11 protein-coding genes and 1 tRNA gene are annotated in these 15,279 nt (G+C 40.4%); 5 read left to right on the forward strand and 7 right to left on the reverse strand.

What is annotated here, in order from left to right; genetic code table 11:
- Positions 1 to 50 precede the first annotated feature (50 nt).
- Both ABFU83_RS16430 and ABFU83_RS16435 read right to left on the reverse strand, forming a co-directional pair.
- A complete protein-coding gene (locus ABFU83_RS16430) occupies positions 51 to 2,753 on the reverse strand; it encodes a reprolysin-like metallopeptidase (protein ID WP_347067500.1) in 2,703 nt (900 codons plus the stop codon).
- Between the two features lie 118 nt (positions 2,754 to 2,871).
- Positions 2,872 to 5,553 (reverse strand): reprolysin-like metallopeptidase, encoded by a 2,682-nt coding sequence (locus tag ABFU83_RS16435; RefSeq protein WP_347067502.1) that lies wholly within the window; start codon positions 5,551 to 5,553, stop codon positions 2,872 to 2,874.
- A 1,142-nt stretch (positions 5,554 to 6,695) separates the two neighbouring features.
- Here ABFU83_RS16435 and ABFU83_RS16440 point away from each other — a divergent pair.
- The 3 genes from ABFU83_RS16440 (at position 6,696) to ABFU83_RS16450 (ending at position 10,361) form a co-directional block, all read left to right on the forward strand.
- On the forward strand, positions 6,696 to 8,732 hold the full coding sequence (locus ABFU83_RS16440) for a M43 family zinc metalloprotease (RefSeq protein ID WP_347067504.1): 2,037 nt from the start codon (positions 6,696 to 6,698) through the stop codon (positions 8,730 to 8,732).
- Positions 8,733 to 8,833: 101 nt separating this feature from the next.
- Positions 8,834 to 9,778: a bifunctional riboflavin kinase/FAD synthetase gene (locus tag ABFU83_RS16445; protein WP_347067506.1), complete on the forward strand. Its 945-nt coding sequence runs from the start codon at positions 8,834 to 8,836 to the stop codon at positions 9,776 to 9,778.
- A 127-nt stretch (positions 9,779 to 9,905) separates the two neighbouring features.
- Positions 9,906 to 10,361, forward strand: a complete 456-nt coding sequence (locus ABFU83_RS16450; RefSeq protein WP_347067508.1) for a hypothetical protein — start codon at positions 9,906 to 9,908, stop codon at positions 10,359 to 10,361.
- Here ABFU83_RS16450 and ABFU83_RS16455 read toward each other — a convergent pair.
- Both ABFU83_RS16455 and ABFU83_RS16460 read right to left on the reverse strand, forming a co-directional pair.
- Positions 10,355 to 11,116, reverse strand: a complete 762-nt coding sequence (locus ABFU83_RS16455) for a UDP-2,3-diacylglucosamine diphosphatase (protein ID WP_347067510.1) — start codon at positions 11,114 to 11,116, stop codon at positions 10,355 to 10,357. The genes ABFU83_RS16450 and ABFU83_RS16455 overlap by 7 nt on opposite strands.
- A gap of 4 nt (positions 11,117 to 11,120) precedes the next feature.
- Positions 11,121 to 11,573: a 6-carboxytetrahydropterin synthase gene (locus ABFU83_RS16460; protein ID WP_136403745.1), complete on the reverse strand. Its 453-nt coding sequence runs from the start codon at positions 11,571 to 11,573 to the stop codon at positions 11,121 to 11,123.
- 91 nt (positions 11,574 to 11,664) lie between these two features.
- Here ABFU83_RS16460 and ABFU83_RS16465 point away from each other — a divergent pair, with 91 nt between their 5' ends.
- Positions 11,665 to 12,288 carry a 2OG-Fe(II) oxygenase gene (locus tag ABFU83_RS16465; RefSeq protein WP_347067512.1) on the forward strand — a complete coding sequence of 208 codons (624 nt, stop codon included), beginning with the start codon at positions 11,665 to 11,667 and terminating at the stop codon, positions 12,286 to 12,288.
- A 58-nt stretch (positions 12,289 to 12,346) separates the two neighbouring features.
- Here the strand turns inward: ABFU83_RS16465 and ABFU83_RS16470 are convergent, their stop codons facing one another.
- Positions 12,347 to 12,523, reverse strand: a complete 177-nt coding sequence (locus ABFU83_RS16470) for a hypothetical protein (RefSeq protein ID WP_347067514.1) — start codon at positions 12,521 to 12,523, stop codon at positions 12,347 to 12,349.
- A gap of 1 nt (position 12,524) precedes the next feature.
- Complete coding sequence (locus ABFU83_RS16475; protein ID WP_347067516.1) at positions 12,525 to 13,295, reverse strand: enoyl-CoA hydratase/isomerase family protein; 771 nt, start codon at positions 13,293 to 13,295, stop codon at positions 12,525 to 12,527.
- Between the two features lie 91 nt (positions 13,296 to 13,386).
- Between ABFU83_RS16475 and ABFU83_RS16480 the strand changes: the two genes are divergently transcribed.
- Positions 13,387 to 13,460: transfer RNA gene (locus ABFU83_RS16480), tRNA-Ala, on the forward strand.
- A gap of 39 nt (positions 13,461 to 13,499) precedes the next feature.
- On the opposite strand, the gene ABFU83_RS16485 is transcribed toward ABFU83_RS16480, so the two are convergent.
- Entirely contained in the window at positions 13,500 to 15,056 is a 1,557-nt protein-coding gene (locus tag ABFU83_RS16485; protein WP_347067517.1) for a Fic family protein, read from the reverse strand.
- Between the last annotated feature and the right edge of the window lie 223 nt (positions 15,057 to 15,279).

Consider the following 15,279-nt stretch of genomic DNA (forward strand, 5'->3'; position numbering starts at 1 on the left):
TAAAAAGAGTCCCATTTGGGACTCTTTTTTGTTTGTATTGGGTTGTTGTCTTATTCGATAACAATCTTTCTTACTTCTTTACGATCTCCATCAAGAACAGATACGATATAGATACCAGACTGAACATTGTTTAACTGAATGTCTTGGTTGAATAAACCTGCATTTTGATACGATTGGTTGAAGATTTCACGACCTCTGATGTCATGTAATACAACTTTAATCTCATTGCTTGAATTCGAGTTAAATGAAACTTTGAAGTTTCCGTTGTTCGGGTTAGGGTAGATGTTGAAATCTTGTAATCCGAAGCTTTCGCTACCTAATGTTACTGTTCTGGAACAGATGTTAACACCAAAGCTGTTTAAAGTTCCGCTGTTTGCTACAGTTAAATCAGCAATAACAAGTCTCCATCCTCCTAAAGAACTTTGTCCGTTATAGATGTCTAATGTGTTAAGTGGTTTGTAGGCATTTCCAGCTGTGTTAAGACCAGAACAGTTTAAGTTTACTCCTGAATCATCAAAAGTAGTGTTCATGTTGCTAAACAATGTAGAACATCCTTGTTGGTATACGATACGGATTTCACCTACTGTTGTAGCGCCTGGTTTTAATAAACCGATATATAAGTCGTTAATTCTTGGGTGTGTAATGTTCACGTTTAAGTTAAGATCAGAAATCGTTACGTTGTCCGGAACGTTAACGGTACCCTGAATTGCCCATGCCGGTTGCGCGGAACCTGCAATAGTAGTGTTAGGGTTAGCAGTATAGGTGTTACAAGTTGTAGTTACAGTATAACCAACTGCGATATTTGGAGATAAAGCATAGAAAATGTTTCCTACGGCTTCGATCATAATTCTACAGTTTGGAGAAGCTACGTTTGGAACGGTAATCGCTTCTGAACCGTCGTTTGGAGTGTTGGCTACTAAAGTAGTAAATGTAGCTCCGTTGTCGCTGGAGAATAAAATGTTTACGTTAGCAGTATTGATTCCGTTTGCTGTGGTTCCGGCTACGTTCCATGTAATGGTCTGAGAAGAACCTTGCGTCCAGGTAACGTCTGCTGTAGCAGGAGAAGTTACTTTAAATGGTCCGGTGTTGGCAAATGTTACTACCATGTTGCCACGGTTGGTTTGTCCGCCGTTTGGTGCTGCATTATCACGTACCGTTAAAGCGAAATTCATCGTTCTGGCTGCATTTGGCACTACTTCCCATGTTGGGGTAAGGTTGCCGGCTAATACATCTTGGAATCGAGGCATATAACGGTTTGGTGACGTTGTTGGAGGGAAGGAACGGAAGTTCGGTCCTGTTGTAGATGTTGCTACCGGTGGTTGTGTTGAAATCTGAGTATCGGTTTGTTCCCAGCAGTACGTTAGAGTTTGTCCTGCTGTATCGGTTGCACTTCCTTTAAGAATAAAGGCAGTTCCGTAAGGAATTGTATAGTTTGCTCCAGCATTTACTACCGGTGCAGTGTTTCCATTGTTTGTGGTAACAGAACAGGTTCCTGTTGTGGTTACAAATGTTTGCATCTGAGCGATACTTACCGCGTGGAAATGTGCGTCAGAGTTGTTCTGAACGTCAACTCCAGGACAGATACCAGCGTATCCCATGATGGTGTTACCACTACCTGGTTCTACAGCTGTTCCGGCACTACGTGTTGAAGTAGTACAGTTACCACCAATTCCGTTAAAAGTGTGCGTTGCTCCAAACTGGTGACCCATTTCGTGTGCTACGAAATCGATATCATATGGATCTCCAACTGGCGAAGGAGAACCGGTGATTCCTCTTGCTTTGTTGCTTGTACATGGTGAGTTTAACTGTGCTAAACCTCCACCACCTGTACTTACAGTGTGTCCGATATCGTAATTTGATGCACCAATGTTCGCGTCAATTACAGTCTGGCTTTCGTTGATTAATGTATTAGCAACGTCGTTGGTAAAGTTATCCGAATCGATAAAGATAATTACGTCGTTATTCGCTACAAGGTTCATGTGAATGGCCATGTCTCTTTCGTAAAGACCGTTAACACGTGCCATCGTAACGTTCATCGCGGCCAATACAGCTGCTTTTTTCTGAGCGGTTGTACCACTGCCTAATCCGGCTGCATTTACGTGGAAAGCAGCGTATTCGATTGTACATGCCATAGCCAAACGGTATACTCTGTATTTTCCATCGGTTGCCATTGCAGTTGCGTTATCGTTCATTACACGTCCGGCTACTTCTTCAGCATCGTCTTCAGTCATACAGCTAAAAGAACGGTTTGTAGTTAGTTCGCTTCTGGAGTAAACGATGTAGTTGTTAAGGTCTTTGGTGTAAGTGTCGATATATGAAGTACCGTTAGTGCCTGATAAAGTCATTGTGTGAAGACCAAAAAGGGTAACACTAAAGTTAATCGTCGCACTTGGATCGTCAATACCCTGACCAATATAGGTCTTAATACCAGGGTATTTCGCAGCTAGTTCGGCTTCCATTACCGGAGATTCGAAAATACGGTAGTTTTCCAATTTTCCTTGTGGGTTAGGGAAGGCAACCACAACATCGGAATTGCCATTGGAAACATCGCGTAACGGAGCATTTTGTAACTTGGCTTTCATCGCTGGAAGGTCAAGTGAAAATACTTCAAATTTCAGCGGCTGAGAAGCGCGTTCCATCTTTTCGTACATCTGGATTCGCTCTTCCTTGACTTTCGTCCAGAGAGAACCCTGTGCATAGCCCGATGCTGCAAGGCATAAGGCCGATACTACGAATAGTAATCTTCTTTTCATTAGTTATTTGATTTATAGTTAATAATTATAAGGTTAGGGTTGAAATGCGCTATTTTTCAGTAGGCATACTATAAATGGAAAAGCCCCAGAGTGTTTTCTGAGGCTTTTTTAAGTCCGATTATTCTATGACAATCTTTCTAACTTCTTTTCTGTCGCCATCCTGAACAGTTACCAGATAAATTCCGGATTGTACATTATTTAACTGAAGGTTCTGGTTAAATAAGCCTGCGTTCTGGTACGATTTGTTGAAGATTTCTCGACCTCTGATGTCGTGAACAACCACTTTGATTTCGTTGTTGGAATTCGATTTGAATTCCACATTGAAGTTTCCGGTGTTCGGGTTCGGGTAGATGTTGAAATCTTGTAAATTGAAGCTATCAGATCCAAGGGTTACCGATGTTTCTGTTTTACAGAATTGGAACGTGATGCTGTTTAAGGTTGCCGATCTTGATGCATTGGCTTTTTTAGCAGCAAACATCCATTGTCCGCCAGAGTTCATTCCTTCGTATACGCTTAATGGTGAACTTGGTTTGTACGTCTGGTTGGTTGCTGTTGCAGCACAACTGAAGTTGGCTCCGTCATCGTCGAAAGTAGCTTTTAAGTTACCGATCGATGCTAAACAGTTTCCTCCTGTAAAGAATAAAGAGTTAATGGTTGAAGTGTTTGGAAGGGCGACACCTAAGCTCAAATCACTTGTTCTTTGACTGTTGATGTCTACTTTGATGTTGAAATCAGAAATTGTATAGTTGTCCGGAACTGGAATGCCGTATCCGGTATAGCTTGTTGGTAATTCAACTGCTGCAAATGTTCTGGTGTAATCTGTACATGTTTTTTGTACCGTTACAGTATATCCTACAGAGATGTTTTTCGATAAAGCGTAGAAAATGTTTCCTACAGCTTCTACTTTAATTCTACAGTATGGAGCGGCTACGTTAGGAACGGTGATTGCCTGAGATCCGTCGTTTGGTGTATTGGCTACTAAAGTAGTAAATGTTGCTCCATTGTCGCTTGAGAATAAAATGTTAACATTAGCCGTGTTGATGTTGTTTGCGGTTGTACCGGCAACATCCCAGGTAATGGTTTGTGTAGATCCTTGTGTCCAGGATACGTTGTCGTTTGCCGGAGATGTTACTTTAAACGGACCTGCAGAAGCATTAACGGTTACTGCCATTGAAGACGTGTTGGTTTGTCCTACGTTGGCTACGTTATCTCTTCCTGTAAGCGTAAAGTTAAGGGTTCGCGCTACATCAGATACCGATTCCCATGTTGTCGTTAATTTGTTTTGTAATACCGTAGCGAAATCAGGCATATAACGTACCGGTGTTGCAGACGGTGCTACAGAACGGAAAGTTGGACCAGTCGCTTTTGTTGGCGATGCTACACTGTTTGCTCCTGTGTTACCCGAAACAGCAGTGTCGTTTTGTTCCCAGTTATACGTCAATGGGTTTCCGTCCGGATCCGTTCCGGTACCTCTCAGTACGAAAGCTGTTCCTTTTGGAATGGTATAGTTTGCTCCTGCACTGATAACCGGTGCCTGGTTTCCTGTTGGAGTGGTTACCGGACAAGATTTACCAGCCATGTTGTTTTGGATCTGTAGGATACTTCTGTAAGTGAAGTAGTCGTCAGAGTGTGCCTGAACGTTATAGTCGGTAATTCCGGCATATCCCATAATGGATGATCCTGAACCCGGCTCAACATTTACACCTGTTCCTTCAATATTGTGTGAAAACGTGTGGTTAGCTCCTAATTGGTGGCCTAGTTCGTGTGCCACATAGTCAATATCAAAAGTGTCTCCCATTGGTACATCGTCAGATGGGGATGTATATCCGCTACCTTTGCTGTTGTCTACGCAAACACAACCGATACATCCGGCGTTACCTCCACCTCCGGAAGCACCAAATAAGTGTCCGATATCGTAGGCAGCATTACCAAGAACGGCAGTTAAGTTGTTTTGTAATTCGGCATTCCATGCACCACCGGCACCGGCAGCTGCATCAGAATAAGGATCTGTTGCTGCATTGGTGTAAATTACTAACGAGTTGTTGGCAATAATGTTTAAATGTATAGCAAGGTCTTTTTCAAATACACCGTTTACACGTGTCATAGTTGCATTCATAGCTGCTAAAGCTCCGGCAACCGTACCACCGTGGAAAGTGGTGTATTCTCCTGTACAGGATAGTGCCAAACGCATCGTTTTTAACTGTCCTGTGTTAGAAAGTTGTTGTGATGGGTTGATTTTGTTTAGTAATTCATTGTTTACTGCTTCTTCGTGCGGTGTAGAACAGTTAAAAGGAAGTTTTCCTTTCTCTCTTGCCGAAGTGTAAAGCGCATATGTTTTAGAATCTGCTGAATATGGCTCCATGAATTCCGCTTTTTTACCAGCTCGGAATACCATAGTCTGAATACCTTCCGGTGAAATACTTATACGTAATTGCGCATATTGATCGTCAATTCCGATCCCGATATAAGAACGAATATCCGGGAATTGTAATTGCAATTCCGGAGCAAAGTTTGACGCTTCGTAAATTCTGAATTTCTCAATTTTTCCGTCTGCATTCGGGATGGAAATAATTACATCCGAATTGTTGGAAAAACGACTTGGTGCTTTCGAAAGCTCTGCTTTTAAGCTGCTGAAGTCTAAATTATAAAGAGAATAGTTAGTAGGGAAAGATTCTCTCTGTGCTTTTTGTGAAATAACTACTCTTTCTTGCTTTGCGGGTGTCCATAGTCGGCCATTTTGGGCATAGCCAACGGACATAGCAAATACTGATGCGAAAGACAAAAGTATTTTTCTTTTCATCTGAGGGATTTTAGGTTGTTAAACAGTTAAGTTTTGTAAAAGTACACCATTTATATAAAAAAAAAAGATTTTTCCTTTTTTTAACAAAAAACGGCAAACTAAAAGCATTGATATTGTATATTATAGTCAAATTTGGCAATTGTTGGAGCTACTTTTTTGATGTTTTGAAATGTGAAAATTAAACTTTATAATGTTAAAAAATAGCCACTAAATGGTATTTTGTGTGATTTAATTGTTTTTAATGTTGCTTTTTACAGGTTTATCCTGTTTTATATGAAAAAAGCAATACCAGAATTTAGGGGTTAAATAATTCTTACCAGAATATTATATAAAAACTACTTTATTAGGAACTTTACGAGTATTTCGTTTTAACCGGAATGTATTTTGTTATTATGTTGGCTTTGGATGGTTAACGGATAATAAGCCTGATTTTTTTGGAAACCGGTGTGTCCGCCAGAGAAGTTCGAACAATTTGGCAGTAGGTGCGATTGGGTTATCTATGTCGGAGGATTAATCCGTTTGTGTTTAAATTGTAATTTGAAATTGGATAAATGGGGGCGAAACAAGTTGAAAACCCGAAAAATAGCGCGGAATAATGGTTATAGCGGTGTTTTTGTTGTGAGAGGGTAATGGATATTGCCCTATTCAAGCATAAATAGGAACAATTACGGCTTTAAGTGGACAATTTGGTGTGTCAGAAATAAATGATTTGCATCTAAATACTATAGAAGCAAACGATTTTACCATGCTCGAAGTGCTGTCGGATTATCCAAATCCGGAAAAAGAAATTTTAAATAGCCGTTATGCCGGAAGGTGTCGGTTTGCTGGATAGCGATCCTGTTTGTAAAGATATTGGATAAATCCCCTTGCGGTAAAAACCCGTACTATCGCGGATCTGGCGATTAATGCTAATGGAGGTAATGGTGTATATTTTGTTTAGTAAAGTAGGTCGTGTCAAAACAATCAGGTTGATTTAAAACTAAAAGGGAATCGACTATTTTATAGCAGAGCTGTGAGGTGTACCCGCAGCTTTTTTTTGTGAAAGCAGGATTTCTCAAACCTGATCAAAAGTTCTACATATCAAAATAAAGTGATTATTTGTTATATTTACAACAATTGGTTTGTGAATTAAAACGATTAAAATGAAGAGAATAGGAGGAAAGCTATTCTTTTTGATTTTGTTGTTACTGCCTTTCGAAGAGAGGGCGCAGGATATAATACAGCAAAACAAAGAAGGATATGCGAGATGTTACACAATAGAAAATGAACTTTTTTTACAGCTTAAAAATAAGGGGCGAGCCTCAACCAACGAATTTGAAGCATGGTTGTCTCCATTGGTAGAACAGGTAAAACAGCATGCGGATAAGGGGGTAAACAGTAGGAGAAGTAGTGTGATCAGAATACCGGTGGTGATTCATGTAATTCATAACGGACAAGAGGTTGGAGTAGGTTTCAATGTTGCCGACGAACAGGTTTTGTCACAAATTAAAGTACTCAATCAGGATTTTAGACGAAAAGTTAATACATCTGGGTATAATGAGAATCCGGTTGGAGCCGATACCGAAATTGAATTCTGCCTGGCGCAACGAACACCAGATGGTGGTCCGACTAATGGAATCGACAGGGTAAATACAGGTGTGTCCGGCTATACATCGCGACAACAAGTGGAGGATGTGTTAAAACCAGCTACAATATGGGATCCGGAACGCTATCTTAATATTTGGGTGATCAATATTGAGGGAACAGGAGAATGGTCGAAACGGTTGGGGTATGCACAGCCTCCTTCAGCTTCGAAATTAACCGGACTCAAAGAGCATAATGGAATAGCGAATACAGATGGTGTCGTAATAAATTATAGCGCTTTTGGTTCCAGAAGTATTTATCCGGATGGCACATATCAATTGCTATATGATCGTGGTCGAACAGCCACCCATGAAATTGGGCATTGGTTGGGATTGCGCCATATATGGGGTGATGGCGGTTGTGATGTAGACGATTTTTGTGCCGATACTCCCTTAGCGGCGGGACCTAACGAGTCGTATTGTAAAGATCAGAGCGTGGATTCCTGTCCGGATTCTCCGGGTAAAGACATGATCGAAAATTATATGGATTATACAAAAGATGTTTGTATGAATGTGTTTACTCAGGATCAGAAATACAGAATGCAGGCTGTTTTGTACCATGCGCCCCGGCGTTCGGCATTGCGCTTTTCAAATGCCGGGGTACCCTTACATCTGAAAACAGAAGCGGCCATTAGCATGAAAGAGTTGGCGATGCTAGAATGTGAAAATACCGTTGTGCCTTCTGTTGTTTTGAAAAATAATGGGAGTGAAACAATCATAAGTGCAACCATAGCCTTTGGAATAGACGAATCGGATAGACAGGTTTTTAACTGGACCGGAACATTGGATAGTAATGCTTCGGTTACCATAAATCTTCCGGAACAAAATAGCACCCCGGGTATACATACGTTTTATGCGAGCCTGAAAACTGTAAATGACAAAGCTGATGAATATAGCGGAAATAATGATATAGGGAAAACGTTTGCAACCAGTTATACTGCCGATGAACTGATATTTACACTCCAAAGAGATTATTTTGGAGCGGATACAACCTGGGCATTGACCGATAGTGCTGGAACCGTATTGTATTCGGGTGGGCCTTACAGGAATACGCCTAGATGGATTGGCTTTAAACCAAATCCACTTGATCCTCCAATTGTAGAAAACTGGAAACTGCAGGAAAGCGATTGTTATACCTTTACAATGTATGATCTCGGTGATGACGGAATTAACAACAGAACAGGCGGGGCGGGCTATTATACTATAGAAACGGCAAATCATATCCCTATAGTTAAAGGGGGCGTTTTTGAAACGAAAGACGAGCATAATTTTAAAATCAACAAGTTGAATGCCAGGTTTGATGATTCCGATCAGGCAGGAGCAATTAGTCTTTACCCGAATCCATCGAACGAAAAAATAACCATTTTACTTCCTGTCGCAATCGGATTACCGGAGTACATCCGTTTGTTTAATGGATTGGGGCAGGAATTGTCGCGGGTTGATGTTCGAACGAATAACGACTTAAAAATGGATGTGTCCGGGTTGAGTGCCGGTATTTATTTTGTTGAACTGAACAAATCAGGGCGTTTGAAAATAATAAAATTTGTAAAAAATTAAAAGTAATACTCTAATTATTGTTTCAATGAGGATCGTTTTATTGCCATCCTCTTTTTTTATATAAACGGGAACACGTAAATTTGCGAATCAAAATCAATCCATTGAAAGTATTTTCATCAATTCAGGAATTTAAAACGAATACCAGAACGGTAGTTACGCTGGGAACGTTCGATGGTGTCCACTTGGGACACAGAAGTATATTGGAAAAAGTAATGGCCAGTAGTAAAAAAATGCAGGCCGAAAGTTTATTGCTGACCTTTTTTCCGCATCCAAGGATGGTGTTGCAACAGGATTCGGATATTAAATTACTGAATACAATTGATGAGAAAATTATTTTACTTCGCGAATTCGGAATCGAAAATCTGATTATTCATCCGTTTGATCAGTCGTTCTCAAGGCTAACAGCGGAAGAGTTCGTGAAAAACATACTGGTCGATCAGTTTAATATCTGTAAAATAATTATCGGTCATGATCATCGATTTGGACGAAACAGAACGGCAACCATTGATGACCTGATTCGGTTTGGGGAGGAATATGGTTTTGAAGTGGAACAAATCTCGGCTCAGGAAATTGACGATGTGTCGATCAGTTCGACCAAAATACGAAATGCATTGGCCGAAGGAAATGTGGCGCTGGCCAATTCGTACCTCGGATATCATTACTTTTTTACCGGAACAGTGGTAAAAGGAAACCAATTAGGAAGAACCATCAATTTTCCGACTGCCAATTTTAAAATCGAAGAAGACTACAAGCTGATTCCGCAAAATGGGGTCTACATCGTGTCGTCTGTAATTAATGATCAGGTTGTGCCCGGCATGATGAATATCGGAGTACGGCCAACGGTAGAGGGTGTAGCGTTAACCGTAGAAGTGAATTACCTGGACTTTGACGGTGATTTATACGGACAAAAACTAAGTGTTTCCATTTATGAAAAAATCAGGGACGAACAAAAATTCCCTTCTCTTGACGAACTGAAAAAACAATTGGCACTGGATAAGCAAACAGCCAAAAACTATTTTTTAGAAAGAGAAAATAAATCACTTTAACGATTAATCTGCTAAATTAAAAGAATCAGGCTTAAAATTTTGTAAATTTGATAAGTGTTTGAGGCTGAAACCATTCGTTTTTTAGCTCCGAAGACAAAATCCATGTCTCACTTTAAAATTTACGATTATGTTGAAGTCAAGAGAATTTAAAAACGGGATGGTTATTTTTATCGGAATTGCATTGTATTTCCTAATCATGGAAGTATTGGGCTTAACCGATAAATTGTATTTGCGATTGTTTAATGCGGTAATTGTGCTCTATGGTGCCAACAGAACCATCAAAGAAAACTTCAGAGATGGCAATACCGAATACCTGAACAATATGCTTTCAAGTTTTAAGACCTGTGTAATCGGTATCGTGGTTAGTGTGGCCGCGCTTATTGTTTATGTGCATATACGAGGCGGCGAACCGTATCTGGCGCGTCTTTCGGATGGCTTCCTGTTTGTGGGTGGAAAACCAAAAGTAAATGAATATTGTATCGGACTACTATTTGAAGGTATAGCGTCTTCCGTAGTGGGATGTATCTTATTAATGCAATATTGGCATGGTAAAGTGGTAAAACCACGACCGCATCATCACTGATCGGTGAATTTTTTTAGTTCGAAAGTGGCGCCGTCAAAAATACCGTAGGTAAAATAATGAATCCAGTCACCAAGATTGAAATATTTGGCCGTTTCGGAAAGCGTAATTTCGAGCGGTAAATGCCTATGCCCAAAAACGAAATAATCGTAACGCTTCGTTTGCAGTTTCATTTTGGAATACTGTACCAGCCATTCGTTTTCTTCGCCCAGGTATTTTACATCTTCGGCGCCCGAAATCAGTTTGTTTTTTACCGAAAGGTATTGTGCCAGACGTACGCCCAAATCCGGATGTAACCAACGGAATAGCCATTTCGAAAACGGATTGGTAAAGACTTTTTTCATCCTTTTGTAACCCTTATCGCCGGGACCTAAACCATCACCGTGACCAATCAGGAACAGCTTATTGTTAAAGGTGAATTCCTGTGGCGTATGATAGACCGGAATGTTTAATTCCCGTTCAAAATAATCGTACATCCACAAGTCGTGGTTACCCACAAAAAAATAAATCTGAATACCGCTATCGCGCAATTCGGCCAGTTTACCCAAAACCCGGATAAAACCTTTCGGAACTACCGTTTTGTATTCAAACCAAAAATCGAAAAGATCTCCCAGTAGGAAAAGGACTTCTGCATCTTTTTTGATCAGGTCCAGCCAGGCCACGAATTTCTGTTCCCGGGGAAAACTTTTTTCCGGAGTTGGCGCACCAAAATGCTGGTCGGAGGCAAAATATATTTTTTTGTTTAACGGAATGTTCATAAGCCTACAGATTATCCGATTGATACCATTCTGCAAATGAAGTTTCCGTTTCCTGTAAGCGTAGGGAATGCAATTGAATGCCTTTCGGAAGTCGGTTTTTGATTTTTGAAGCAAAATCGATGACCATATTTTCGCTCGTTGGTTGATAATCGACCAAAATTACATGGTGACCACGATTTTTTAATTCGTTCGCCAGTTCAAGATGCGGCGTATTTTGGTTGAAAACCGTAGCATGATCAAAAACATCTACAATCTCTTCTTTTACAATATGCTTTAAATCGCCAAAATCGATGACCATGCCAAACTTTACATTCGAACTGTCCGTTATCGGAGTGCCAATTACCGTTACCGATAACTTATAACTGTGTCCGTGTACGTTTTTGCATTTGCCGTCGTAGCCATATAGGGCATGACCGGTTTCAAAAGTAAATTGTTTGGTGATTCTGATGTTACTCATCCTGTAGAAATTAGATTGCAAATTTAGTAAATAAATTTAAGCGATCGAATTTCACTTTTGTCATATATTTGTTGCCACTTTATAACAAGGTATGAGCGATTTCCAATTGAATCCACTATACGAACAAATCATCGACGATTTGTTAAACCAACAATTCAGCATTGCTGATCACTTTTTCTCGGACGACGAGGTAATGGCCTTACGAGAAAGTTTACTCCACAAATACGAAGAAGACCAGTTTAAAAAATCCGCTATCGGAAATCAAACCAACGAACAAATCGTAACAGCCGTTCGTGGGGATTTTATTTTCTGGCTGAATGAAGCCGAAAGTAGTCCGGCCGAAAAAGCCTATTTCGATAGGATCAACGATTTTATTGAATACCTGAACCGGACGTGTTTTATGGGAATCCGTGATAAGGAGTTTCATTATGCCTATTACCCGGAAGGTACTTTTTATAAAAGACATCTGGATACGTTTCAGAATGACGACCGACGAAAGTTGTCAATTGTATGCTATCTGAACGATCAGGACTGGCAACCGGAGTATGGTGGCGAATTGGCGATTTACATCAATAAGGATGGTACAGAAGTAACTGAAAATGTTTACCCGGTAAAAGGGCGGATGGTTATTTTCGAAAGTCAGGTGTTGGAACACGAAGTAAAACCCGTAAAACAACCGCGGTTAAGTATCACCGGCTGGTTGCGAACCCGATAATAAATCACACCTATATAGTACACCTGACAGGTTTTTAAAACCTGTCAGGTGTTGGATGTTAGGAGTTGCTCTTATTCCTTTTTTTCGCGCGGTAGTACATTAGATACGCAATACAGGCGAGCACTACAAACGGAATCAGAGAGCCAATAAATACGCCGATTTCATAATTTTTATCAGGTGCATTCTGGATTTTCTCTTCAATATTAACTTGTAGCAGTAGGAATAAAGCCCTCATTTTATTTCTTTTTAAATTGATTCAGTGCGTTTACGGTAAAATCGGATAAAACCAGTTTTCCGGAAATTCCGGCGCGTTCGTATAATAAAGTGTCCCAGTTTTCGGTTCCTTCCCATAACACTTTTTTCATTTCGGATAAGGCTTCCGGATTATAGCTGGCCAATTTCGAGACAAATAAATCCAATTCCTTGTCCAGATCGGAAACGTTTTCGAGTACTTTGGCATACAATCCTTTTTCTTGTGCCCAATAGGCATTTTTCCATTCGTGTGCGGCTAAAGTCATTTCGGCCAATGCGGCTTTTCCGATTTTACGGGAAACGGCCGGTTCGATCACAAAAGGTCCGATTCCGATTGCTAATTCCGAAAGTTTGATGGCGCTTTGTTCCGTAGCCAGGGCATAATCGCAGGCTGCGGCTAATCCAACACCGCCACCAACGGCTTTTCCATGGATTCGTCCAATGATTAATTTGGAACAGTTGCGCATCGCATTGATCACATTGGCAAAGCCCGAAAAGAATTTCGCGCCTTCTTCCAGATTGGATACGGCGAGTAGTTCGTCAAATGAAGCACCGGCACAAAAAGCACCGTCGCCTTCGCTTTGTAATACAATTACCGAAACTTCGGAATTCGTACTTAAGATGTTCAATTCGTCGGTAAGGCGTTGTAAAAGTTCGCCGGGAAAAGAGTTACTGGCCGGGTGACCGAATTCCACAAAGGCGATTTTGTTTTCAATTCGGGTATATAAAGAACCGTTTTGTCTGTCTGTTGTCATGCGTAAAAATAATTTGCCTTAAAATTACACTTTTTGCCACAAAGTATTGGTAGGTTCTCCGAAAAAGCTATATTTGTACACGAATTCAAACGGGGATGTAGCTCAGATGGCTAGAGCGTTTGGCTGGCAGCCAAAAGGTCGTGGGTTCGAGCCCCATCTTCTCCACTTGAAACTAAAAACCTGTACTGAAAAGTGCAGGTTTTTTTATTTAGGTAGTTCCGCTACGGCTTTACCTTTTAGCCCTTCTTCAACCAAATAGCCAAGAAATCTGGAAAAAGGAACGATATCTTGATAGACACTTGCGCTTTCAAGAGCCTGCATATATTCTTCTCGTCTTTCCACCGGAATAACGGTCCAAGGATAACCGCCCGAAGCTAACATAGCATTCATTAAGAATCTACCGATTCTTCCGTTGCCATCCATATAAGGGTGAATAAAGACAAAAATAAAATGTCCTAACACGGCTCTTACTGAGGCCTCAGATTCTTCTTCGAGTAACTCGAATAGTATGGGCATAGTATCACGCATAGCATCTACGTTAAGTGGAACGTGTTTGGAATTACTAATATAAACCTGATGATTGCGATATCCGGCCAGGTCGGATGTTTGAAGTATTCCTGCACTCACGCTTGGGTCGAATAATTGACGATGCCATTTGGCGAGGTCAAGTTCTACCTGTATTCCTGAGTTAGCTCCTTTTAATATATTTTCGATTGTGTTTTTAACTTCATTGAATGCTTGGAAATATCCCCTTGCAGCCATGGCATCTCTGTGTCTTCGGTCTTCTTCATTTTCTTTAATATTCCACTCACCACTGCTTATTTCTGCAATTAGTTCGGGCGTTACCTTATATCGTTCGATCGAAAGAGAATGATAGGCGTCTGTAACGAAAATATGGTCAATGTTGTTTAGGTATGATTTGTAATCTGTGATTAGACCTGGAGAAACAGGGAAATTAGCAATAACCGCTTCACGCATTTCCATCCACATTAGGCGGATACGGTTAGCATATGGAGAACGTTCGCGAGTGGGTAATTGAATAGTAAGTTTGCTTGTAAACGGGTCTTCTTCACGGATATCATAGTCGGCATCTTTGAACGTCTCTACAATCTGGTCGGCTATTTTTTTTCTTCCGATATTCCTAAATGCGCCAGCAAGACGCCCGGCTAAAGTAGTGTGTCCGTTCTCTAATAATATAGGTAGCAATTCTGATGCGTCGCTTATCAAAGAAAGTACTGTACGAGTCTCAATAGGGTTGTGACTGTATATGGGAGCAGAGCAGTAAATTAATGCAGATTGTAAATTGTATAAGCGAACACCTTTTTGAACTTCGATTTGTTCAGAAGGCTGTGTTTCTGTTTTTAGGTTTAATATTGATGTGTTATGAGGTAACGGAGTAGGGTTGTTATTACCTTGTGAAGTGCGGATGATTAATTGTTGCGGAACAGTCCAGTTGCCAGCGTGAATAAGTAATGACTGATCGGCTGATAGATTCCAATTATCGCCATATTTACGATTAAGGAACTGTACAATGAAATCCCAGTAAGAACTATACCAGGAAGTTGTCTCGCCGTCTCTTTCGTTTGGATCAGTAGCGATATACCACCCTTTAGAGACTTCTTTCATAAAACCTTTTTTTAAGAGTAGTTTACGGTATTTTATGTTGGGAATATCATCGGTGTGAATGCCAGTAATGCCTTTGTCTTGTATGTCCTTTAAAAAAGTGAGTGCTTCTATTAAACGTTCTTGAGGTGTTGCCATAATTAAATAAGTTTTTAATTATTAATAATAACGGTGCTTAAACTAGTGAATACGTATGTGCTTCTACTAGTGAATATGCATGTGCTTCTACTAGTGAATATGCATGTGCTTCTACTAGTGAATATGCATGTGCTTCTACTAGTAAATACAAATGTATTAAAATTAGTAAATATAGATGTATTAAAATTGGTATATGTTATTCATTGTGTATCAGTACTCTAAA

It is taken from the genome of Flavobacterium sp. WV_118_3, assembly GCF_039778605.1.
Classification (GTDB): Bacteria; Bacteroidota; Bacteroidia; order Flavobacteriales; family Flavobacteriaceae; genus Flavobacterium.

Coding starts and splice junctions, on each gene's coding strand:
- ABFU83_RS16430 (WP_347067500.1), bottom strand. CDS start 2,753: ATGAAAAGAAGATTACTATTCGTAGTATCGGCCTTATGCCTTGCAGCA.
- ABFU83_RS16435 (WP_347067502.1), bottom strand. CDS start 5,553: ATGAAAAGAAAAATACTTTTGTCTTTCGCATCAGTATTTGCTATGTCC.
- ABFU83_RS16440 (WP_347067504.1), top strand. CDS start 6,696: ATGAAGAGAATAGGAGGAAAGCTATTCTTTTTGATTTTGTTGTTACTG.
- ABFU83_RS16450 (WP_347067508.1), top strand. CDS start 9,906: ATGTTGAAGTCAAGAGAATTTAAAAACGGGATGGTTATTTTTATCGGA.
- ABFU83_RS16455 (WP_347067510.1), bottom strand. CDS start 11,116: ATGAACATTCCGTTAAACAAAAAAATATATTTTGCCTCCGACCAGCAT.
- ABFU83_RS16460 (WP_136403745.1), bottom strand. CDS start 11,573: ATGAGTAACATCAGAATCACCAAACAATTTACTTTTGAAACCGGTCAT.
- ABFU83_RS16465 (WP_347067512.1), top strand. CDS start 11,665: ATGAGCGATTTCCAATTGAATCCACTATACGAACAAATCATCGACGAT.
- ABFU83_RS16470 (WP_347067514.1), bottom strand. CDS start 12,523: ATGAGGGCTTTATTCCTACTGCTACAAGTTAATATTGAAGAGAAAATC.
- ABFU83_RS16475 (WP_347067516.1), bottom strand. CDS start 13,295: ATGACAACAGACAGACAAAACGGTTCTTTATATACCCGAATTGAAAAC.
- ABFU83_RS16485 (WP_347067517.1), bottom strand. CDS start 15,056: ATGGCAACACCTCAAGAACGTTTAATAGAAGCACTCACTTTTTTAAAG.